At 50.3% G+C, this 21654-nt stretch carries 19 protein-coding genes; 7 read left to right on the forward strand and 12 right to left on the reverse strand.

Features of this window, described 5'->3' with window-relative positions; genetic code table 11:
* Positions 1 to 104: 104 nt before the first annotated feature.
* The 5 genes from NNL38_RS18375 (at position 105) to pcaF (ending at position 5950) form a co-directional block, all read left to right on the forward strand.
* The gene (locus tag NNL38_RS18375; protein WP_255391889.1) at positions 105 to 1712 is read left to right on the forward strand and encodes a hypothetical protein; all 1608 of its coding nucleotides are present in this window, start codon (positions 105 to 107) and stop codon (positions 1710 to 1712) included.
* 90 nt (positions 1713 to 1802) lie between these two features.
* A complete protein-coding gene (locus tag NNL38_RS18380; RefSeq protein ID WP_255391890.1) occupies positions 1803 to 2513 on the forward strand; it encodes a 3-oxoacid CoA-transferase subunit A in 711 nt (236 codons plus the stop codon).
* A complete protein-coding gene (locus NNL38_RS18385; RefSeq protein ID WP_304414210.1) occupies positions 2510 to 3298 on the forward strand; it encodes a 3-oxoacid CoA-transferase subunit B in 789 nt (262 codons plus the stop codon). Before NNL38_RS18380 ends, NNL38_RS18385 begins: the two co-directional genes overlap by 4 nt.
* A 12-nt stretch (positions 3299 to 3310) precedes the next feature.
* Positions 3311 to 4663, forward strand: a complete 1353-nt coding sequence (locus tag NNL38_RS18390) for an aspartate aminotransferase family protein (protein WP_255391891.1) — start codon at positions 3311 to 3313, stop codon at positions 4661 to 4663.
* A gap of 87 nt (positions 4664 to 4750) precedes the next feature.
* Positions 4751 to 5950 carry a 3-oxoadipyl-CoA thiolase gene (gene pcaF / locus NNL38_RS18395; RefSeq protein WP_255391892.1) on the forward strand — a complete coding sequence of 400 codons (1200 nt, stop codon included), beginning with the start codon at positions 4751 to 4753 and terminating at the stop codon, positions 5948 to 5950.
* Positions 5951 to 6053: 103 nt separating this feature from the next.
* On the opposite strand, the gene NNL38_RS18400 is transcribed toward pcaF, so the two are convergent.
* Entirely contained in the window at positions 6054 to 6311 is a 258-nt protein-coding gene (locus NNL38_RS18400) for a hypothetical protein (protein WP_255391893.1), read from the reverse strand.
* Between the two features lie 82 nt (positions 6312 to 6393).
* Entirely contained in the window at positions 6394 to 7011 is a 618-nt protein-coding gene (locus NNL38_RS18405; RefSeq protein WP_255391894.1) for a TetR/AcrR family transcriptional regulator, read from the reverse strand.
* Between the two features lie 91 nt (positions 7012 to 7102).
* On the opposite strand from NNL38_RS18405, the gene fabF reads away from it, so the two are divergent.
* Complete coding sequence (gene fabF, locus NNL38_RS18410; protein WP_255391895.1) at positions 7103 to 8386, forward strand: beta-ketoacyl-ACP synthase II; 1284 nt, start codon at positions 7103 to 7105, stop codon at positions 8384 to 8386.
* A gap of 105 nt (positions 8387 to 8491) precedes the next feature.
* Here the strand turns inward: fabF and NNL38_RS18415 are convergent, their stop codons facing one another.
* The 8 genes from NNL38_RS18415 to NNL38_RS18450 form a co-directional block, all read right to left on the reverse strand.
* Positions 8492 to 9046: a sugar O-acetyltransferase gene (locus NNL38_RS18415; protein WP_304414211.1), complete on the reverse strand. Its 555-nt coding sequence runs from the start codon at positions 9044 to 9046 to the stop codon at positions 8492 to 8494.
* Positions 9047 to 9147: 101 nt separating this feature from the next.
* Positions 9148 to 9684, reverse strand: coding sequence for a GNAT family N-acetyltransferase (locus NNL38_RS18420; RefSeq protein ID WP_255391896.1), 537 nt, complete (start codon positions 9682 to 9684; stop codon positions 9148 to 9150).
* A 134-nt stretch (positions 9685 to 9818) separates the two neighbouring features.
* Positions 9819 to 11543 carry an amidohydrolase gene (locus NNL38_RS18425; RefSeq protein ID WP_255391897.1) on the reverse strand — a complete coding sequence of 575 codons (1725 nt, stop codon included), beginning with the start codon at positions 11541 to 11543 and terminating at the stop codon, positions 9819 to 9821.
* A gap of 530 nt (positions 11544 to 12073) precedes the next feature.
* Positions 12074 to 12358: a pyrophosphohydrolase domain-containing protein gene (locus NNL38_RS18430; RefSeq protein ID WP_255391898.1), complete on the reverse strand. Its 285-nt coding sequence runs from the start codon at positions 12356 to 12358 to the stop codon at positions 12074 to 12076.
* An 83-nt stretch (positions 12359 to 12441) separates the two neighbouring features.
* On the reverse strand, positions 12442 to 12927 hold the full coding sequence (locus NNL38_RS18435; RefSeq protein ID WP_255391899.1) for a GNAT family N-acetyltransferase: 486 nt from the start codon (positions 12925 to 12927) through the stop codon (positions 12442 to 12444).
* A 29-nt stretch (positions 12928 to 12956) separates the two neighbouring features.
* Positions 12957 to 13349 carry an NUDIX hydrolase gene (locus NNL38_RS18440; protein ID WP_255391900.1) on the reverse strand — a complete coding sequence of 131 codons (393 nt, stop codon included), beginning with the start codon at positions 13347 to 13349 and terminating at the stop codon, positions 12957 to 12959.
* Positions 13350 to 13449: 100 nt separating this feature from the next.
* On the reverse strand, positions 13450 to 14787 hold the full coding sequence (locus NNL38_RS18445) for a metal-dependent hydrolase family protein (RefSeq protein WP_255391901.1): 1338 nt from the start codon (positions 14785 to 14787) through the stop codon (positions 13450 to 13452).
* A 368-nt stretch (positions 14788 to 15155) separates the two neighbouring features.
* Positions 15156 to 15584, reverse strand: a complete 429-nt coding sequence (locus NNL38_RS18450; RefSeq protein ID WP_255391903.1) for a GNAT family N-acetyltransferase — start codon at positions 15582 to 15584, stop codon at positions 15156 to 15158.
* Between the two features lie 1048 nt (positions 15585 to 16632).
* On the opposite strand from NNL38_RS18450, the gene NNL38_RS18455 reads away from it, so the two are divergent.
* Entirely contained in the window at positions 16633 to 17160 is a 528-nt protein-coding gene (locus NNL38_RS18455; protein ID WP_255391904.1) for a DUF2058 domain-containing protein, read from the forward strand.
* Positions 17161 to 17466: 306 nt separating this feature from the next.
* On the opposite strand, the gene NNL38_RS18460 is transcribed toward NNL38_RS18455, so the two are convergent.
* Positions 17467 to 19446: a methyl-accepting chemotaxis protein gene (locus tag NNL38_RS18460; RefSeq protein WP_255391905.1), complete on the reverse strand. Its 1980-nt coding sequence runs from the start codon at positions 19444 to 19446 to the stop codon at positions 17467 to 17469.
* A gap of 538 nt (positions 19447 to 19984) precedes the next feature.
* On the reverse strand, positions 19985 to 21277 hold the full coding sequence (gene ltrA, locus NNL38_RS18465; protein WP_369414636.1) for a group II intron reverse transcriptase/maturase: 1293 nt from the start codon (positions 21275 to 21277) through the stop codon (positions 19985 to 19987).
* Positions 21278 to 21654: the final 377 nt, after the last annotated feature.

A 21654-nucleotide genomic window follows, 5' to 3' on the forward strand; every position in this document is an offset into this window, starting at 1 on the left:
GCCTATAAGCAACATAAAAATAACATATTTCTCATCTCCGGCGAGCCTCTCTAAGGTAATAACCATCACAAAAGTGAGGTAAATACCGAATACAGGATATAACGATGAATATGCCAAACGCCGCTGAACAAATTGCCGTCACATTCCCTACGACAAACAAAAAACATCTTGTGGTCACGTCAGATCATGTTGCTGAAGCCATGATTCGCCATGGCTATGACCAAGAAACATCTGCCATCATCCACAAAGAAAACCTGCTTCCGGCCGGACTGCTCAGTCGGCTGCATGCATCTTACCCGCAGCACTCCGGCCTGCTGGAAACACGTCCGATGCTTTTTACCGACAAAGCCCATTACACCGGACTATCCGGCTTTCGGGAAGTTGTCAGCATTTTACTAAAAAATGGCATCAATATTGGCGATATTGAAGAAAGAGAGCTATTTGTCGAGGTTTATCGCTTTCTTGCCACCCGCCATACACTCAACAGCATCAACTGGGACGACTACGAAACCGATTCGGTGTTTCAGCTGGTATTCCCGCAGCCGGGGATGATCAACCCGGAAACAACTCAAGCTTACTTACAGGCCGAAACCCGCGAGCAACGCACACAGGTTGCTGTGGAATATATGGAAAAAACCAACCCCCATGACGGCAACCAGCAACTGAACAAGCCCTGGTTTGAAAATGAGCAGGGGGACATTGAATTTCTCGACGGCAGTCAACACAAATACCCGCAATGCCAGCTGATCTTCGACAAAACAACGCAAAACTGCTTTTCATTTTGTACCTACTGTTTCCGCCATGCCCAGGTCCGCGGCGATGAAGATATGTTTATCCAGAAAGATATCCTGCAGATCCATCAGTATCTGCGCCAGCACACGGAAGTCACCGATCTGCTGATCACTGGCGGTGACGGTGGCTATATGCCCGTGAGCCGGCTCCGCCAATATGTGATACCGCTCATCGAAGACCCATCCTTGCTGCATGTGAAAAATGTCCGGCTGGCGACCCGCGCGCTGACTTTCCAGCCCGAGATGATCCTGAGCCACCAATACGATGTCATGCTTGAGCTGTTTGATACCCTACGCGACAACGGCATTCAACTGGCCTGGATGGCCCACTTCTCGACCCCGCGCGAGTTGCTCAACCCAACAACCATTGCCGCGATCCGCCGCCTGCAAAACCATGGGGTCACGATCCGCAGTCAAAGTCCGATGATGAACCACATCAGCCTGTTCACCAACGACCATGGTGACGTCGATATTGAGCGCTCGGCACAAAACTGGATCGATCTGGCCAATATCCTCGGCATGCTGTCGGTCGGTTTTCACTCGATGTACTGTGCCCGCCCGACCGGCGAGCACCATTACTACACCGCGCCACTGGCAGCGGTCGAGCAGATCTTCAACCGCATTTACCGCTCGCTGTCGTCGATCAACCGGCCATCGCGTCATATCTCGATGACCATCTCGGCCGGTAAGTTGGCAATTCTCGGCACCTCGATCATCAACGGCGAGACATGTTTTGCCCTGAGGTTCACCGAAGCCCGCAACATGGCCTGGATGGATCGGGTCTTCCACGCCAAATACGACGAATTGGAAAACAAGGTGGATTTCCTGACGCCCATTGACGGCGACAAATTCTTCTTTGAAGACGAACTGAAGGACATCGAAACCGAGCTGGCCGAAGCCATTCGTCAGCGACTGAGCTGAGATCTTTCCGACATCCACTTTCCGGGTCACCACAGCCGTTGTGGTGACCTCTGAACCTCACAGAGATACGTATCACAAGGTGTGACTGACATGATAAATAAACACTTTGACTCCCCCGCCCGGGCCGTCGCCGACATCTTCGACGGGGCGACGGTGATGATCGGCGGCTTTGGCGAAGCGGGCAGCCCGATTGAGCTGATCCATGCACTGATCGACCGCGGGGCCCGCAACCTGACCGTGATCAACAACAACACCGGCAGCGGCCATGTCGGCCTGGCTGCGCTGATTGAAAACCGCCAGGTCGGCAAAATGATCTGCTCGTTTCCCCGCACCGCCAATTCCACCGTTTTTCCGGATTTATATCGCGCCGGTGAAATCGAGCTGGAGCTGGTCCCCCAGGGCACCCTGGCTGAGCGCATCCGGGCCGGCGGCGCCGGGATCCCTGCGTTCTATACCGCCACCTCGGTCGGCACCCCACTGGCCGAAGGCAAAGAACACCGCGTGTTTCATCAGCGGGAATATGTGCTGGAAACCGGCCTGACCGCGGATTTTGCCCTGCTCAAGTGCCAACAGGCCGATCGCTACGGCAACCTGACTTACAACAAAACGGCACGCAACTTTGCCCCTATTATGGCAATGGCGTCCAACACCACCATTGTGCAGACCAACGCCTCAGTCGAAGCCGGTGGGATCAACCCTGAAGTGATCGTTACCCCGGGTATTTTCGTCGACCGGATTGTGACCGTGTCTGCACCCGCCCAGGAATCCCAACTTGTTGCCGAAGGGAGAAGCTACCCATGACCCGCCAATCACAGCCACAATCTCAACCGCAATCCGCGCCAGCCCCCCGAGCCCACTCACCCGCGCCGGGCTGGAGCCGGGACCAGATGGCCCAGCGTGCGGCGCTGGACATTCCCGATGGCGCCTACGTGAACCTGGGGATTGGCATTCCGGAGCAGGTCGCCCGTTATGTCCCCGAAGGCCGTGAGGTGATCTATCACACCGAAAATGGCCTGCTGGGGATGGGTGATGCGCCAGCGCCCGGCGCGGAAGACAGCGAGCTGATCAACGCCGGTAAAAAGCCGGTCACGGCGATCCCCGGTGCTGCGTATTTTCACCACGCCGACAGCTTCGCGATGATCCGCGGCCACCATATCGATATTTGCGTACTGGGCGCGATGCAAATCTCCCAGTCCGGCGATCTGGCCAACTGGTCTACCGGGGCAGCCGACGCCATTCCGGCGGTCGGTGGTGCCATGGATTTAGTTGCCGGGGTCAAAACCATTTATGTCATCACCCAACACACCACCAAAACCGGTGAGCCCAAACTGGTAGAACACTGCACCTACCCACTGACCGGGCGTCAGGTGGTCGATCGCATCTATACCGATTTGGCGGTGATTGCCGTGACGCCTGAAGGCTTCGAGGTATTAGAGCTGGCCCCCGGGATATCATTTGAAGATGTGCGGCAACGCACGAGCGGCACCGTCTTTCTCAGTGAGCAACTGAACCAAGCAACAAAGCAGGCGACAGACACCGCAATAAAGATCACCGACCCCGACTCCGCAGACTACGCCCTGAAGTGAGCAGAAACTAAGATGAAACAACAAACGCCAATTTCTTCGTCGCCAGCTGCACAACGCAGCGCGGCACTGTACCAGAAAGCACTCCAGTTCATGCCCGGCGGCTGTAGCCGAAACACCGTGCTGCGCCAGCCGCACCCGCTCTATGCCGACGCAGGCCGGGGCTGTTACGTCACCGATATAGATGGCATGCAGCGGATCGATTTTGCCAACAACATGGCCGCACTGATCCACGGCCACGCTCATCCGCAGGTTGTCGCAGCCGTCACCGAGCAGCTCCATAAGGGCACGGCATTTACTCTGGCGACTGAAGTAGAAATTGATTTTGCCGAGCACCTGTGCAGCCGCAATCCCGGCTTCAAGAACATTCGCTTCGTCAATTCTGGTACCGAAGCCATCATGAGCTGCCTCAAGGCCGCCCGCGCTTTTACCGGACGCCCGAAAATTGCCAAAGTCGAAGGCGCCTATCACGGCCTGTATGATTTTGCCGAAGTCAGCCAGACCGCCAAACCGGAGAACTGGGGCAGTCCTGATCACCCGGCGAGCGTGCCGGTCGCTCACGGTACGCCCCCTACCACCTTGAATGATGTCATCGTGATCCCGTTCAACGATCCTGAAACCGCCATCGCCATCCTGGATCAGCACGCCGACGAGCTGGCCTGTGTGCTGGTCGATCCGATGCCGCACCGGGTCGGGCTGATCCCGGCCTCGGAGTCCTTTATCACCGCCCTGAGCAACTGGACCCGCAATCACGGCGCGCTGCTGGTGTTCGATGAAGTGATCACCTTTCGCACCCGGTACGGCGGCGCACAGGAGCGCTATGCGGTTCAGCCGGATCTGACCGCGATGGGCAAGATGATTGGCGGCGGCTTTCCGGTCGGTGCCCTGGCCGGACGCCGGGACGTCATGGAAGTAATGAATCCCCGGGCGAATCAACTGCTGTTCCCACACTCGGGGACCTTTTCGGCTAACCCGATCACCATGACCGCTGGGCTGACCGCAATGCAGCTGTTCGACCGTGATGCCGTGAGCCAACTCAATGCCCTGAGCGATCAGCTTCGCGGACAAATCACCGAAGCCATCCAGCTGGCCGATGTTCCGGTCTGTGTTACGGGCGAAGGCTCGATGTTCCGCATCCATATGAAGCCAACGCCGCCGACGGATTACCGCTCAGCTTACGAGACGCCGCAGGAAGCCCGGATCAAGTCCGCCCTGCTGGATCACCTGTTCAACCATGGATTCATGATGATCAATACCTGTTCGGGGACTCTCTCAACTGCCATGACTGAGAAAGAAATCAGCGCTTTCAGTGAGGTCCTGTTGAACGGCTTCCGCACCGTGAAGCCGCTTTTTGATGAATCAGCCTGATACATGAACCTGATGAATGCGCTTGATGGCTTGGTTTTTTTGAAGGATTGAGCGTTTCATGCATGAAACAAGAAAGGAATTTAAGTGATGAATGACGTTTATCTGTGCGATGCGGTACGAACCCCCATCGGCCGCTACGGCGGGGCGCTGGCTTCGGTGCGGGTCGATGATCTGGCGGCGCTGCCCATCAAAGCGTTAATGGCGCGCAACCCGGAAGTAAACTGGCAGCAAGTCGATGATGTATTGCTCGGCTGTGCCAACCAATCCGGCGAAGACAACCGCAATGTGGCAAGAATGGCGACCCTGATCGCCGGACTGCCGATCGAGGTTCCCGGCGCGACCATCAATCGGCTGTGCGGCTCCGGTCTCAACGCGATCGGCGATGCCGCCCGCGCCATTCGATCCGGCGAGACCGATTTAATCATCGCCGGCGGCATTGAGAGCATGTCCCGCGCGCCGTTCGTCATACCCAAGGCCACCAGCGCCTTTGCCCGCTCGGCAGAGCTGTACGATACCACCATGGGCTGGCGGTTTATCAATCCCGAATTTGACCGGCAGTTCGGCACCGAAACCATGCCAAAAACCGCTGAAAACCTGGCGGCTGAGTTTGGGATCAGCCGCGCCGATCAGGACAAGTTTGCCGTCAGCAGCCAACTCAAAGCCGCCACCGCCCAGGAAGACGGACGGCTGGCTGAAGAGATCATCGCCGTCACCCTGGCCAACAAAAAAGGACCGCCGACCATTGTCGATCAGGATGAGCACCTGCGCGCTACCAGCTTCGACAAACTCAGCCAGCTCAAGCCCCTGTTTGAAGGCGGCACCATCACCGCCGGCAATGCCTCAGGGATCAACGATGGCGCCGCCGCCCTGCTACTGGCCTCTGCCGCCGGACTGAAGCAACACAACCTGACGCCCCGAGCCAGAATCCTGGGAATGGCCGTCGCTGGTGTTCCGCCGCGCATCATGGGGCTCGGGCCGGTACCGGCCACCCAAAAACTGCTGAGCCAACTCAACATGACCCTGAGTGATTTTGACCTGTTGGAATTTAATGAGGCGTTCGCGGCCCAGGCGCTCACCTGTACCCGCCAGCTCGGCCTGGCGGATGACGATCCGCGGATCAACCCGCAAGGCGGTGCGATTGCCCTGGGCCATCCGCTCGGGATGAGCGGCGCCCGTCTGGCAACCACGGCAATGTATCAGTTAGAACGCACAGGTGGGAAGCTGGCCTTGTGCACCATGTGCATCGGCGTCGGCCAGGGGATCGCCGTGGCGATTGAGCGGGTTTAAGTAAGGCTAAATCCAAGGCGTCCTAAAAAACGCTGCCGATTCAAAATGTCTGAGGCAGCGGTTTTTCATTTCACGGTGAAGCATATTGTGTAAAGCGCTGCTGTTAATCCTTCTTATTGCTCAGGACAGCGTCTAATGCAGTCGCTCTTGTTTTGGTTGCTTCTTGATACACCTCATACACATCGCCACGATTACGGCCGAACAGAGAAAGAAAGCCATGAACGACGAGCATAAAGAATGAGATAACGATGACAAATATCGGTACCAGACCCCAAACATCCAGTTGGAGCAGGACGAAACCAAAAACCAGAAAAATAGCTGAAATAATAGCGATGGACTTACTACGTGATTGATTCTTCATAACAAATCTACAGATGGAGATGTCCGTCAAAGCTATCTGTGATGCGTTGCACATACTTTGACCCAGCTCCCAGAGGTGAAAGCTACGTTAGCACCTTTTGGGTACTATTCCCTAACATAGCCAATATTTCAGCCTGGGCCGCATTCAGTAAACGTTGTCTTTCATCGTCGTTGGGGATCATTTTTGCAATGGTCACCGCACCAACGAGTGACGCCATCATCGCCCGCGACTTATCACCAATACATTCTGCGGACAGTTCAATTTTCCGAATTCGGCATAATGCGACAATGCGTTTTTCCAGCATGGTGCGGACATTATGATAAGACTCCTGAAACAGCTGCTTAATGCTGTCGTTCTCGGTGCCGGACTCATTAAATAAGACACTCTCTGGGCCCGGTTGCATCCGGGCCGATTGGTGCAGCCCCCAGTAATTCGCTGCGAGTGCCAACAATTTATTCATGCTTAAGGGAGATTTCACCAACCGAGCGCGGCTGCTCTCTTTCAGCAACTCAGAAAAACACGCGGCATATAAGGCTGCCTTGGATTCAAAATGGGAATAGAATGCGCCATGGGTCATGTGCGCTTCTTTCATCACCTGACCAATGGAAACTTTATCGAACCCATCGCGGCTAAATAACGTGGTCGCGGCTTGCAGAATTCGCAACCGAGATTTTTCTTTATGCGTTTTCTTATAAGGCATCCAACTGCTTCCTCGCTCTAGATATTATCTTGATCATATTTAGACCATTGCTACCGTGCTCATGTCAATTTAACACATGATGGAGACGGAGATGAATTCACCAATCGTGATTACAGGCATGGGGATCGTCAGCCCACTCGGATGTGGTGTCGATACCGTATGGCAGCGCCTGATTAACGGCCAGTCGGGCATTCAGTTCATTGATCGTTTTGCGACCGAGGACTTCCCGGTAAAAATCGCAGGTCAGGTGCCGACAATCAATCAGGATGCAGAAGCCGGGTTTGATGTCTCCGCTGTGGCTTCGGCCAAAGAGCTCAAAAAACTCGATCGATTCACCTGCTACGCGCTGGCCGCCGCTCAGGAAGCGCTGACTCAGGCAAACTGGTTTCCCGAAAGTGATGCCGATAAAGAAGCAACAGCAACGATTATCGCCTCGGGTATTGGCGGGTTTACAACCATCACGCAGGCACAAAAAACACTAGCAGACAAAGGCTACAAACGCGTGTCACCGTTCACCGTTCCGGCTTTTCTGGCCAACTTGGCGGCAGGCAATGTCTCGATCAACTATGGGTTCAAAGGCCCGATTGGCTGTCCGGTCACGGCCTGCGCCGCAGGGATTCAAGCCATCGGGGATGGCATGCGGATGATCCGCAACCATGAAGCAGAGATCGCCTTGGTTGGTGGTGCGGAAGCGTGTATCGATCCATTATCCATGGCGGGTTTCAACGCCCTGAAAGCCCTGTCTACTAGCTCTGAGCCAAGTATGGCCTCTCGTCCATTCGATCAGGATCGTTCCGGGTTTGTGATGGGGGAAGGTGCCGGTCTGCTGGTCATTGAAACGCTTGAACATGCCTTAAACCGGGGCGCAACACCGATAGCCGTTCTGAGCGGCTATGGAACCAGCGCAGATGCGCATCACATTACTTCAGGGCCAGAAGATGGCGCCGGCGCAGCCCTGGCAGTGAAGCGCGCGCTGAAACAAGCCCAGCTATCTGCCGGAGACATCCAGCATATTAATGCACATGCCACCTCTACGCCTGTGGGCGATAACGCCGAAATCGCCGGGCTGCGAGGTTTGTTTGGCGATAGTCTGGCCGCGACGCCCATTTCGGCAACGAAATCAGCGACAGGCCATTTACTGGGGGCGGCTGGCGGTGTCGAGTCGATTTTCACGGCGATGGCTGTGATCTCAGATACCGTGCCACCAACGCTGAATCTGGAGCACCCGGCAGAGACCGTTGCCGGGCTCGATCTGGTTGCAAATACTGCGAAAGTGCATCCGATCCGGCATGCATTGTGTAACGGCTTTGGGTTTGGTGGCGTCAATGCATCATTGATTGTCAGTCAATATCTCAGCGAAGAGTCATCACGCTAATACTCAAGTGAAGCCCGGCTAACGTCGGGCTTACCGCTCATGCAAACTTCCCCACCGGAATCTCACATCGCGCACCACCTGTAAATCACGAGGAAATCGGAATGGCTAGGAAACCGGCTTCAGCACTCGGGCCGGATTGCCGCCGATCACTACATCATCACCAAAGCTCTTCGTCACCACAGCGCCCGATGCCACCACAACATTATTACCGAGTGTCACGCCGGGATTGATCGTCGCGTGGCCGCCAATCCAGCAGTTGTCCCCGATGGTGATCGGTTTGGCATACTCTAATCCACTCGCTCGTTCGACGGGATCGATGGGGTGTGTTGCGGTATAGATCCCGACCTGGGGCGCGATAAAACAGTTCTTACCGATGCGCACTTCAGCAACATCTAAAATCACGCAGCCAAAGTTGGCGTAGAAATTCTCGCCGACATGAATATTTTCACCGTAGTCACAGCGAAAGGTGGGTTCGACCAGGATATTGTCGCCGGTTGAACCGAGCAACGATTTGATCCGCGCGGTGCGTTGCACGGTATCCGCCGCACTGGTGTTATTAAAGGCTTCCGTTTTCAACCTGGCTTCGAGCCTTAATGCCACCAGCTCTGCGTCACTCGGATCATAATGAAGCCCGGCCAACATTTTTTCTTTTTCGGTCACTAAATTTTTCCTTCTTTGCTTTCAACGCAGCGCTCTTCTCCGGCGCAACCCGGACGACCATGATGATCAACAATCAGATCCATCGCCAATGTCGGCGGTGGTTACCAGTATTGTGGCTGATTCAGTGCAGCCACACATGCAGAAGCGCAAGCTGACGCTTCAACTTTGTCAGCGGTTAAAGATTGTGCCAGCCATCCTTCCGGGTAAGTGAGCGGAAGCGGCGCTTTCACCGCCGTCTCGCTGATCGGAGAAAATCCAGCTCTGGCATAATAGTTCGGGTCGCCATACGTAAAGACCCAATCAACCCCTTGCTTTCTGAGCACTTCCAGGCCAAATGAAATCAATTTCCGGCCAATGCCCTGACGCTGATGTTCAGTGGCGACCGCAACCGGAGACAGAATAAACGCATTTTTCTGATTCGACAGCGTCAGGCGGCTGAAATAAATGCAGGCCACGATTTGCTCATTCACGGTCGCGACAAACCCCTGCAAATCTGACGGCGCGGTCGTCGCGATCAATTCAGACACCAGATGCCCTATCAGTTGTCCTTCTTGCGCAGTTTCCGAGTCCGAAAAAACGCGGGTAAACAGTTGAATAACGTCACCTGAATCCTTGAAATCGAATGTTGAACAATGCATTCACGGGCCTTCTGTTGTTGGAGCCGACAATACACCAACATTAACACAGCGGCAGGGAACCGGAGAGGGGACGCGACAAAAAATGCCGCCGTGGTACGGGCCCACGGCGGCAGAAAATAATTAAAACGGTTTGATTAAGCCGGCGTTAGTTCTGTGCTCACGCAATCATCTGTTTGTTCTGCGCTTGGTTCCGATTTTTCCTCAGCGCATGGTTCGGACTGTTGCTCTGAATTGCCCACATAGCGCAGTTTCCCACCAACCCAGGTTTGTAGAACACCAATATCCCTGATCTTTTTGCTATCATCCAGAGTGATCGGATCATCTTCCAGAATGACGTAATCAGCCAGTTTTCCTTGTGCCAGACTTCCGGCCCACTCATCAATATGACATTGCCAGGCGGCATCTAAAGTGATCGCTCTGAGCGCTTCCTCACGGGTGATTCGCTCTGAACCGTTCAGCACAGACAGATCCGGAGATTTCTCCATCACCCGGGTGACCGCCTGCTCCATCATCCGCAGCGGACCTAACGGCGTGACCGATAAATCGCTGTGGAGCGTAATCCGCGCGCCTTTATCCAGCATCGTCTTGCACCGGTCCAGTAACTGGGCTTTCTCTTTAAAAATCACCTGTTCAAAGGCATAACCCCAGTAGCCGACATGACCAATTAAGAAACTGGGTGAAATGCCCAACGCAATCATTTTCTCCGCGCTGGCATCACTCAGTAGCGAGCAATGCTCAATACGATGGCGCTTTTCAAGACCCGGTTGACCTGTTGGACCTTTTAAAGCCGTCTCGTACACAGCCAGGGCATAATCAACGGCAAGATTACCATTGGCATGGATCAGCATTGGCCAGCCTTTTTTCACGACCTCATCCACCAGCGGTTGATAACAGGGTTTACCGTCACTGTTCTGCTCTGGATCACAAGGTGTGGTATCCGGCTGGTAACTAAAGTTGAAAATGCCCTTGTTATCCTTTGGATCACAACAATACGGGGTGGACTGATAACCCGTTAGCCCTTGATTGGAGCCATCGGACACTAACTTGACCGCACTTTGGAATAACGTCCCCATGTCTGGTTCTGTGAGTGGCTTGAATTGAGGTAATTCTTTCGCACTTTGTTCAGTGTCACACAACAGCGCATAACCTACCCGGACGTTATGAGGGTGAGTCGCCCTGAATTTATTGAGCGTCGAAATCATCTTAGATTGAATCTTGCCGTTGTTATCAACAGACTCAAACCGCATCCCGGCTTCAAACATAGTGGTGACGCCACGTTGATTCGCGGTCGCAAAAATATCTTCAACATGCTGTTCCAGATCCAAGTTGATTTGCTTCCTTTGGCGTTCCGGGATCGCCTCATACCCGTACATCGTTTGCTCTAATTCCTGTAAAGCGCCCTGGCCTTCAACCAGCTCGCGAAATTCAACTAGCTTTTTTGGCGTCCATTCAGGTTGTTTTGACAAATGTTCAACGATCAGGTCCAGCGCTTTGGTATTGATATACACGGTATGCATCGAAGCTGAGATTAAATACACCGCTCGTTCATTTACCTTTTCTATTTTGTCAAGCTTTTTGATGTTGATTACAGCAAGCTGCTTGTCATTATCTTCAAAGGGCATCAGCGCCGGATCCACTCCAATGCCTAAAATCCAATCCTTTTTATCCGGATCTTTCTCATCAAACTCAGCATTTTTCTCAATCAGCTTATTTTCGATGTATTCAAACTTATAATTCTTAATCAAGTCCTGACCGCAATACGGCCCCACATCTAGCCAACCCATGGTTAATGCCGTCGGGACAATATGGACATGGGGCTCAATCAAACCGGGCAACAAGGTTTGTTTGTCTTTGAGCACAATGTGATTGTCCGGGTGCATCCCTAAAGCTCGCATTTGCACGCTCACCTCAGCAACACTGCCGACCACCGCGACTTTACCGCCATCAAAGCCGATGGCCTCCACCGCTTCAGTACGGCCATCGATCATCGGTCGAATGATGCCGCCAGAGTACATAACACTCGTCGTTGGCAGCAGCTCTTCCGGAGATTGAATCATGCCTGCATCAGTATCGGCTGAATGACCCAAGCTGGAATGATGCTTTGCAAACGTGGTCCATAACGGATTATGACAGGCACATTGTGCGCACCCTTGATGGCTATGATTGTGACTCATCTTGATTCCCTTATTCAGTGACTGGTGAGGCGAACAAATGAGTCTTCATTCTTTCTCAAGGTTGCTGATAAATGTATTACACGGGATTACAGATTCTCACTACCGGGTGTATCACAACGATTCAAGGGGTCAGCTTTGCGGCAACCGCGATTATCCGGCGATGATATAACCAGTCTTTTATCCAACGAACCATGATTGCTTTGATTTTCCAATATTCAGCGATTGTATTTGGCTTTATTCAGCACTTCTTTCAGTTCATGGGTGCGCTCAAGATCGACCCCATGCACATTCGCCAGTGCACACACGTAATACAGCACGTCATACAACTCTTCGGCAACTGACCCTTTTAATTCCGCCAGTTCCGGCTGACCGGATTTTTGCTGATTGATCGCTTGGGACAACTCGCCAACTTCTTCGATCAGCTTCAGAAAATAGTGATGTGATTGTTCAGGCGCATAATCGAACGATTGAATGTGCGCCTGTAGTTCAGAGATTTTCATAGCTTCCTTTTTGATTTTACGAACTCGGTCAGGTCGGGAGTTCATTCTTTTTGTTTTCAACGAGATTACTTGACTTTACAGGGTTACACCTGTAATTGCTTATGCATGATATAGCTATCTACGTAGCCCAACTGTTTGTGGCGATAAGCCCGCGGGATAGTGCCGATGATCTGATATCCCAGTTTCTGCCATAGCTTCACAGCCACTGTATTGGTTGAGACCACCGAGTTAAACTGCATCGCTTCAAAACCTAATTCAATGGCGATTTGCTGCGAATGCTCGCAAAGTTGTCTCGCGATGCCTTTTCCCTGGGCAGCCTCCGTGACCATATAGCCACAATTGCAAATGTGGTTACTCGGCCCCATGCCATTGGCCCTGATGTAGTAAGAGCCCAGGACTTGCCCTCCTTCAACAAACACAAATGCTTTCAGGGGCGTTGCACACCACAGCTGATATGCCGCCTCAAAGTTCATCTCCGGGTCAAAGGCATATGTTTCCTGCGCTTTGATCACCGACTCAAAACAAGGCCAAAATGCTGCAAAATCTTCTTTCGTCATTTCCCTGATCATTAAATCTCCTTCTACAATTCAAACCTTGCTTACAAGTAGCGACTGACCCTTTGATACTCACATAAAGCGACTTGATCAGCCCGAATATCAATCGGTGCTGCCGAGACTGGATACCACTCAACCGTTTCGGCTTCCAGCGAGCGCAACGCCCCTTCCCAAGCATTCACCACATAGTAATGAATGAGCTGTAATTCTTTGGTCGGATGGTACAGCGAACACAAGAACTGGTAGGTTTTTGGGGTGACATCCAGCTCCTCTTTCACTTCCCGGAACAACGCTTGAATTTGACTTTCACCCCTCTCAATGTGACCACCGGGAATGGCGTTCAGCCCCGGATCAGTTGCTTTATCTTCTGCGCGTTTCTCCAGCAAGAGCTTGCCATCTTCAATGAGCAGAAAAGACACACATTCATGTGCTTTCATTTCAGTTTCCTTTGTCTGTTCTCATGAATTAGCCTCCGGCCCCATTCAATAACAGATAAAGCGTCGCCTGTGCGACACTTTATCTCTATGAATGGTTAAACTAATTCAGTTCATTCTTATAAATCTTGCCATTCTTCATGATCAAATCGAAGTTTTCCTGCGGATTGGCGACCAAGTCAATATTTTCCAGCGGATTTCCATCGACAAGAATTAAGTCGGCATACGCCCCTTGCTTGATAACACCAAGCGGGCCTTCAGGATAAGGATTTCGCGGACCAGATCGTGCCAATAGCTCTCCGGCGGTTGAGGTTGCTTGTCGTAATACTTCTACCGGCGTATACCATCGCGCTAATTTGGCCAGTTGTTTTCCTTGTTTCTCAGCAAGTTCTGGATCGAACAGCGTATCAGTACCGAAAACGGTTTTGACACCAATCTTTTTCGCCAGCTGATACACCCTATCAGTCCCTTTGGTCACCGCGATATACTTCATACGACTGAATGAGCCTTCAGGAAATGGGATCGCATCTTCATCATCCAATATGGGCTGCATGCTCAAATAAGCGCCTTTCTCCTTCATCAAACGCAACGTTTCTTCACTGAGTAAATGGCCATGCTCAATACTTAATACGCCAGCCTCAACCGCACGTCTCGTTGCAGCATCGGTGAAAGTATGGGTTGCCACATAAGTATTCCAATCTTTTGCAGCATCGACCGCAGCTTTCGTTTCCTCAATGGTGAACTGCGTAACGTCAAGCGGATCAAAGGAGGAAGAAACCCCACCGCCTGAGTTAATTTTGATTTGCGTTGCTCCCATCCGAAGTGCTTCCCGGGTTCGCTTCAGCACTTCCGGTACACCATCAGCAACAATGACGTGGCCGATTCTTTCCATGTAAACCAACGGGGCATCGAGATCGGCAGGGACGGCGGTTGATGGCCGAAAATCAGTGTGTCCTGATGTTTGGCTGATTGCCGGCCCTGAAGGAAAGATTCGAGGACCATCATAGACCCCGGTATCAGTGAGCTTGGCTAAGGAAAAAACATTACCGCCAACATCCCGAACAGTCGTGAAACCACGTAGGAGTGCTTTTTCATTACTTTTCGCACCAATCAGCAAATGATAGGCATGATCAGACGTAAGACCGACATTCATCGGTATACTGGCATATGCCGAGTGCCAATGCATATCAATCAGCCCTGGAATTAAAGTTCGCGCCTTACCATCAATTTGTATTGCATCATCGACAAGAATAGGTTGATTCGAAATTTGTTTAATCAAATGATCTTCGATCAGAACATTGGAATTCATTAAACGCTCTTCACTCACGCCATCAAAAATGTGAACATTCGTGATCAGTATTTTTAATGGCTTGTCACCAGCAAACGCTGATGACAAGCTAAGAGCGAGCGACAATAACAGTAACTTTATACATAGATTCATCCTTTTCTCCCTATGAGATTAAAATACTATCCTCTGTCAAGTTGATATAGCAAACCGATACGAGTCGACTCAAACACTAAGACATCCGACATGAAAGCCACCTAGGCATCGCAATATAGCTCAACGTACTCCACTGCAGATAACTCCGAATACTCCGTATCGAATACCGCAAGACAAGGTTGATCGAGATGTAACTGACACAAAACTTCACCTGTTGGAGCACGTCCATGCCATGGGCATTTGTACGATGCCTATTTTCAAGTACCGCTCCTTATCCTTTTAAAAAGCAACGGCAGGCCCGACGTTGCGCTCCACCACTGTTTATCGAACATCTCCATTTCATCGGAGACAATTCAATATCAGTCACTTCATTCATCCCGATACACATCCGGTTGCCAGATTTGCATGAAAATTTCCGGGTTTTCGATGGCTTTAAAACCAAACTGTGCATACAGCCCATGCGCATCCCGTGTCGCTAAAACCATACGGCGTAATCCTTGAAGCTCAGGATGAGCAACAATGTGCTCAATAAGCCATTTACTTAACCCCTGACCTTGATGCGATTCAACGATGAACACATCAGCCAGGTAAGCAAAAGTAGCTTTGTCCGTGATCAGGCGGGCGAAACCGACTTGCTGATCCGCTTCGTCAAAGACACCAAAGCAAAGTGAATTGGAAATCGCCTTGGCGAGGGTCTCCCGGGGGATCCCACTCGCCCAGTAGCTGTGTGAGATCACTTGATAGATCACTTCAAAATCAAAGTCATCTTGGGCTGTGCTGATTTCATATCCTTGCACGAAAACTGCCTCCTTTGCCTAGTTTTCAATGATGATTAATATTAAAACCTAAGTCTGTTAAACGTGCTTTTTTAATAACGTCTCCGTTCCTAAAATTAATTCGTCTCTTACCATTAAGTTTCAAAGTCACCTTATTCAATGCTCTATATTTCATAGACAACAGCGCTTAAAATACTAACAAACAGGAATATCATCATTGCCAATGCTGAGTATGTCGCCACATAATGAATTATTTTTGAGATTAAATAGACCTTCCGATTCATTGAATTGGTTCGATGTGATATATAAATTTCTCTTGTAAGACCAATTGGATGAATGAAATACTGGATTTTTCCGTACCCAAACGCTATGCCTCGGTATAGCTTTTTTTGTATTCGTGAAGTATCGGAGACAAGTGAATCAATATTCGAGTGAGAACACCTAAGACTAAAACAATCGTTCCGAATGCCATCGATAACATCATTGAATAACAGCGAATACCGTCAACTGAACAAGTCTCCGGCAACCACCCACCAAAGGTGAAAATAATAAAAGCAAATCCACCACCAAGCACACACAATGAGAGAATTATATTAACACCAGGGACGAGAATATGTTTCAGAAATAGCTTCATCACGATAAAAATATTCAAAATAAGCTCTCAGTATAATAATCAGCCGTAAATGGAAAACAGGATAAATAACTCCTGACACGGTTTACCCCACGCGACCGCTCATAAGCCACGTACTTATGGTTACCTCATGGGTATTGACCACCAACCAATGCATCATTTCACTGAACACTATGATCGCAAAACATGCCACCTGCGCTTGATACAGAGTAACTGAGACATCACTCCGAAACTTCCCGGCACTTGAGCCATGCACCACCGGCAGAGCAACACAAAGTGCCCGAGGGCGGCGCGATTGTAGATCTGGAGCCGCTAATAATCGTCGGCAAGCCGATCTAGCTTATACATGTCACTCGTACGAAGTGACTTGCAACCATCGCTTTATTTAGCCGAGATGACTCAGTAGAATATCCACAAACCACGCATACTGAGAACATCATGGCAAAACTGACACTCCAAGAGCAGTTACAACAAGCTGGCCTTATCAGCAAAAGTAAACTGGAAAAAGCCAAGAAACGCCCTAAAAAATCACGCGTTCAAGCCCGTGAAGTCAAAGCGGCGATTGAAGAGAAGAAGCGCCAACAACAAGCGCATGATAAAGCGTTAAGCGAACAACAGAATGAACTGCGCCTAACGAAGGAAATTCAGGCTCAAATCAAGATGTTAATTAACATGAACAAGATTGATTTGGGTGATGGCGACATCAAGTACAACTTCACTGACGGGACGCTTGTAAAATCGCTGTATATGACCGGCGCCGTTCGGGAGCAGCTGATCAAAGGCGTGCTGGCCATTGCGCGCGATGAAGACCGCTATGTCGTCATCCCAAGCACAGTTGCAAACAAAATTAAAATTGCGCAGCGAGATCCCGAGTCCATCATCGACCAGAAAGCACCGGAATCAGACGTTATTGCTGAAGACGATCCTTATGCTGATTTCGTCGTTCCAGACGATCTCATGTGGTAAATCAAATGAGCTGCCTCATTTCCACCAAATCCGGCAGCTCGATTCTCATCCCCTTTGCGCCAGCAAACTGAACTCTTCGCTCTCCCCCACCAGCCACACAGTCAGCCATGCTACCGCCCTCAGGTGACGTTCCTACGCTCGTATCATTGGCATTGATAACACAATGCATCTTATTGAATACAATTTCGCGCAGACATTCAATCAATAATTGAAAAAGAACAACTTAGCTAACATTCAGAGCAAGCAAAATACTTGAGGTTTAACCCAATACCATTCAGCTGTCTCGTCGGGCTCCCCCGTAAGCCGCTAAATTTTAAAAGTATTGGCCAGTTTTCTCAGGGTTGTTGCCAGCTCGGCTTGCTCTCTTGCTGTCGAAGCGATTTGAGCCGCCCCGGTCGTCGATTCAGTCGACTTATCTTCGACTGTCATAATGTTTTTTGCAATCTCCTGAGTCACAACGGCCTGCTCTTCAGTCGCCGTCGCAATCTGCTCTGTCATACTAAAGATATTGCTGACAGATTCAGAAATTCCCTCAAGCGTCTGCTCTACATTTCTGGAATCTTGAACAGCAGCCATGGCCTTCCCCTGGTTATTCTCAATGAGATGAAATGCTGACTCGACATCGGATTGCAGCGAATTAATAAAGCCCTCAATTTCAGCGGTTGACTCTTGTGTGCGCTGTGCAAGCTTTCTGACTTCATCGGCAACAACAGCAAAACCACGTCCTTGGTCACCGGCACGAGCCGCTTCAATCGCAGCATTCAAAGCCAGTAAATTCGTTTGATCTGCGACGGAGTTAATCACATCCACCACGTTGTGGATATTGTTACTACTGTCGTGCAGGTGGGTAATTTTCTCTGCCAAGCCATCGATTTCTGCAGCCAAACTTTCAATAGATTGATAAGAGTGCTGCACCGTTCTTAATCCATTGAGAGTCTGTTCGTCTGCCAATTTGGCAGATTCAGACGTTTGCTGCGTTTTGCCGGCAACTTCATTGACGGTAGTCGAAAGTTCCTCAATCGCCGTGGCTATCAACCCTATTTGCTCTTGCTGCTCAACCATGGACGTTGAGTTGTACTGACATGTCTGAGATGTTTCTTCTGCTGCGGAGGCAAGGGTCATGCTTGAGTTTGAAAGATTATCGATGACTTGGGAAAACTGCGCCAACGTCGCGTTTAATGATGCAGAGATCACCCCCAGTTCGCTCTTGTCAATGTAGTGAGCACGGACCGTCAAATCATTCCCTTCTCGAACTTTGGCCATCACGGAAGTTAAGTCATTGACTCGTGCAGAAAGGTCTTTAATGACAAAATAACTTACAACCGTCACGGTTAGCACTGTCAACAGGAAAATGATGATATTGGCAGTCATTGAAGTTTGAGCGGCCTGAAGTTTTTCCTCAGTCAGCTTGATCAGGGAAGCCGCGACTTTATTTTCAATCTTTTTCAGCTGTCCAATCCGTTTCGTTGCTTGCGCAAACCAGTAAACAGGATCAACATCAAATTGGCCTGACTGCGCCTTGGCCAGATCTCGAAGCTGATTGACTTCATGAACAGACTTGTCATTCAGCTGCTGCGAAAAATACTGCTTGTTGGTGTCATTCGTCAGTACATAAAAATTATCGAAATAGGTCTCCTGCTCCGTCACTAAAGCAATAAACTTCACTAGCATCCCTGTTGCAAATGCATCCTTTGAGAAAGTATTACTGAGAACAGCACGCTCGATGCCCGCCCGCTCCTTCCCCTGAAGGAAATTGTAGTAAGCAACCGTTTCTTTCGTGATGGCCGAGTTTGTACTGAACTCAGCAATCAGGCCAGAGACGCTGAGCAGTTGATGATTGAGCCGGGTGTAGTAAGCAAGCGCATCTGAAAGTGAGATCGATTGCATTTCAACCCGACGGCGAATCGTGTCAATCTCATGCAGGCCCTGATCAATGGCGTCATTGAGCTGCTGTATATTACGCAGGTCAATGTCAGCAGATTGCCAGTCATTAATGCGTTGCTTTCGTTTGGTATCCGTGGCTTGTTGCTGAGATCTGAGTTCGTCGCCAAACTGACTGCCATTAGAACCAAGATAACCGGCAGTCATACCTCGTTCTTTTTGTAATTCATGAACAAGCTCACTATATGAAACAGACAGTCTAATCAGTTGATTCAGAGAAGCCATCTCACGGGTCGTCGACACACTATGAGACATTGAAGACCCGCTTAGAAAGAGAAAAGCGAGGACAGGCAAAGCGAGCAAAACAACGATTTTTTGCTTGAAGGAGAAGTTAGACAGATTCATTTGTACTTCTTGTAATTCGTTTAGCATTACAGCCTTTGAACTAATTCCAAAGGTTGAGATTGCCCCTCAGGAAAATTGCACAGATTCTTAGGCTTTGGTTATATAGTGTCAATAACTCTAAAGAGGCACATTAATTCCGCCATGATTTGAAGCAAAATTTACCTCATTAATGTCAATTTTATTAATATAAATTACCCATAATTTTCGAAATTACCACGCCGTGGTTTATTTCTGATCCAAACCCTCTTTGAGAAAAATTTTAACCTGATAATTTTTACTTCAGCTGCAACTAATACCAATCAAAGTAAATCAGTGTTCAGAAATAGCGCAGGAAAAATGTTTGAGAACAAGGCAGAATTTTCAGATAAGTAGTTATTCTACAATCAAAAATTCTAACGCAGTTATCGAGCATTTTAACAAGCTAGGATGACCCGCTATTTACTGCGATTGGTATAAAATATTAAGCTTGTGAGAGACACCATCACAACAATTCCAAGCCCAGAATCGAGTAGGAGGAGGCCTCACGGCCTCCGTCCTCTCACACCACCGTACAAGCGTGGGTCGCATACGGCGGTTCCGAATATATTTTCAGTGACTCGTACCCATCTCGCAACGAGTACAGACCCATCTCCTTGAACCATTTCATTGGCATGGCCTGATTGAGCTGGGGCGATAAAGCCAAGTGCCACCACCCTTTATCTGACATCGCCAGCTTCCACGCATTGCGTTCGCTTACACCCTCTTGGCGTAACCATGTCGCTATGCTGTATCTGCGCTTGCGCTGCTTGAGGCGATAGCACCGTAAGCGCCGCCTTATCCATTCATCCAAGCGCTGCATCGCGCTTTTCCGTATGGCAAGCTTGAAATAGTGTTGCCAACCTCTTAGGTATTGAGTGAGTTCGACTAGGACTGTCTTCAACTCTCGCCCTCGATTCCGCTTCGTTATTTGACGCACTCGCTTCTTCATCTGAGTTTGTGCTGTCTTCGAGATATAGATGCTTCCATCTCGGTGAAAGCGATGGCCTAGGTAAGTCCGCTCTGTCACTCTCGTTGCCGCACTTTTCTCACGGTTAACCCTGAGTTTCAGTTTCTGCTCCAAGAACTCCGTGATTGAGGCTTTTACTCGATTGGCGGCTTCCTCACTGTGCACGTAGATTTGGCAGTCGTCTGCATATCGGCAGAACTTATGCCCTCTTCGCTCAAGCTCTTTATCCAACTCATCTAATACGATATTTGATAGCAGCGGAGATAATGGTCCACCCTGTGGCGTCCCTCGTTGCCTCTGCTCAACTAACCCGTTTCGCATTATGCCTGCCTGTAGGTATGACCTGACCAGCTTCAGGACCCGTTTATCTGTGATGTCCTCCGATAGCCTGTGCATCAGTCTATCGTGGTTCACAGTATCGAAGTATTTCGCCAGGTCTATGTCGACTACATAACCCCGCCCCTCCCTGATGTAGTGGCTTGCTGCCACCAATGCATGGTGGGCACTGCGGTTAGGCCTGAACCCATAACTGTTGCTTGAAAACTGAGGTTCGTAGATATCTGTCAGTACTGAGGTAATGGCCTGTTGGACTACCCTATCAAGTACAGTTGGGATACCTAGCTGCCTCACTCCCCCGCTAGGTTTGGGAATTTCTACACCCAGAACGGGTTGCGGTTGGTAGCTCCCGTCCAGAAGGCTCTGGCGGAGCGCTTGCCCATTAGAAGACTGCCGAAGCATCGAGATAGTCGCTGTTATGTCGAGTTTATCAACCCCAGCACATCCCTTGTTCTTCTTCACTCTTCTCAGGGCTTGGTTCAGATTTGTTGAGGAGCAGATCCGCTCCATCAACTGAGTTGAGGTCACCAAGACTCGTCCTCCTGTCTACGCCGATCATGCTTGTCATTCTTCGTGGCCATGAGCGTCACTTGCGGTGTTGCCCAGTAGTACGTAGAGATGTTGTTCATCTTGCTATGACCCCACATGATTGAGTGTCTAGTGACTGCTTCTTGATATATTCAGTTCCGGCCTTCCCTTGGGTTGTACTTCCCCAAGGTACTATGCCTTCTGCTGACTTCTTATTACCCGTCACACAACATCACTGTTGTATTAGTCTCATCCGAGACAGGTCGTAAGATCTCCCGAGGTAAGACGTTGTTCTTTCCCTTGGCTGTGCCTGATTTACCCGTACACACTTCCCGTCGAGGCATTGGGCTGTTCTATAT

It is taken from the genome of Photobacterium atrarenae (assembly GCF_024380015.1).
Taxonomy (GTDB): domain Bacteria; phylum Pseudomonadota; class Gammaproteobacteria; order Enterobacterales; family Vibrionaceae; genus Photobacterium; species Photobacterium atrarenae.

Coding starts and splice junctions, on each gene's coding strand:
- NNL38_RS18375 (WP_255391889.1), top strand. CDS start 105: ATGAATATGCCAAACGCCGCTGAACAAATTGCCGTCACATTCCCTACG.
- NNL38_RS18380 (WP_255391890.1), top strand. CDS start 1,803: ATGATAAATAAACACTTTGACTCCCCCGCCCGGGCCGTCGCCGACATC.
- NNL38_RS18385 (WP_304414210.1), top strand. CDS start 2,510: ATGACCCGCCAATCACAGCCACAATCTCAACCGCAATCCGCGCCAGCC.
- NNL38_RS18390 (WP_255391891.1), top strand. CDS start 3,311: ATGAAACAACAAACGCCAATTTCTTCGTCGCCAGCTGCACAACGCAGC.
- pcaF (WP_255391892.1), top strand. CDS start 4,751: ATGAATGACGTTTATCTGTGCGATGCGGTACGAACCCCCATCGGCCGC.
- NNL38_RS18400 (WP_255391893.1), bottom strand. CDS start 6,311: ATGAAGAATCAATCACGTAGTAAGTCCATCGCTATTATTTCAGCTATT.
- NNL38_RS18405 (WP_255391894.1), bottom strand. CDS start 7,011: ATGCCTTATAAGAAAACGCATAAAGAAAAATCTCGGTTGCGAATTCTG.
- fabF (WP_255391895.1), top strand. CDS start 7,103: ATGAATTCACCAATCGTGATTACAGGCATGGGGATCGTCAGCCCACTC.
- NNL38_RS18420 (WP_255391896.1), bottom strand. CDS start 9,684: ATGCATTGTTCAACATTCGATTTCAAGGATTCAGGTGACGTTATTCAA.
- NNL38_RS18430 (WP_255391898.1), bottom strand. CDS start 12,358: ATGAAAATCTCTGAACTACAGGCGCACATTCAATCGTTCGATTATGCG.
- NNL38_RS18435 (WP_255391899.1), bottom strand. CDS start 12,927: ATGATCAGGGAAATGACGAAAGAAGATTTTGCAGCATTTTGGCCTTGT.
- NNL38_RS18440 (WP_255391900.1), bottom strand. CDS start 13,349: ATGAAAGCACATGAATGTGTGTCTTTTCTGCTCATTGAAGATGGCAAG.
- NNL38_RS18445 (WP_255391901.1), bottom strand. CDS start 14,787: ATGAATCTATGTATAAAGTTACTGTTATTGTCGCTCGCTCTTAGCTTG.
- NNL38_RS18455 (WP_255391904.1), top strand. CDS start 16,633: ATGGCAAAACTGACACTCCAAGAGCAGTTACAACAAGCTGGCCTTATC.
- NNL38_RS18460 (WP_255391905.1), bottom strand. CDS start 19,446: ATGAATCTGTCTAACTTCTCCTTCAAGCAAAAAATCGTTGTTTTGCTC.
- ltrA (WP_369414636.1), bottom strand. CDS start 21,277: ATGGAGCGGATCTGCTCCTCAACAAATCTGAACCAAGCCCTGAGAAGA.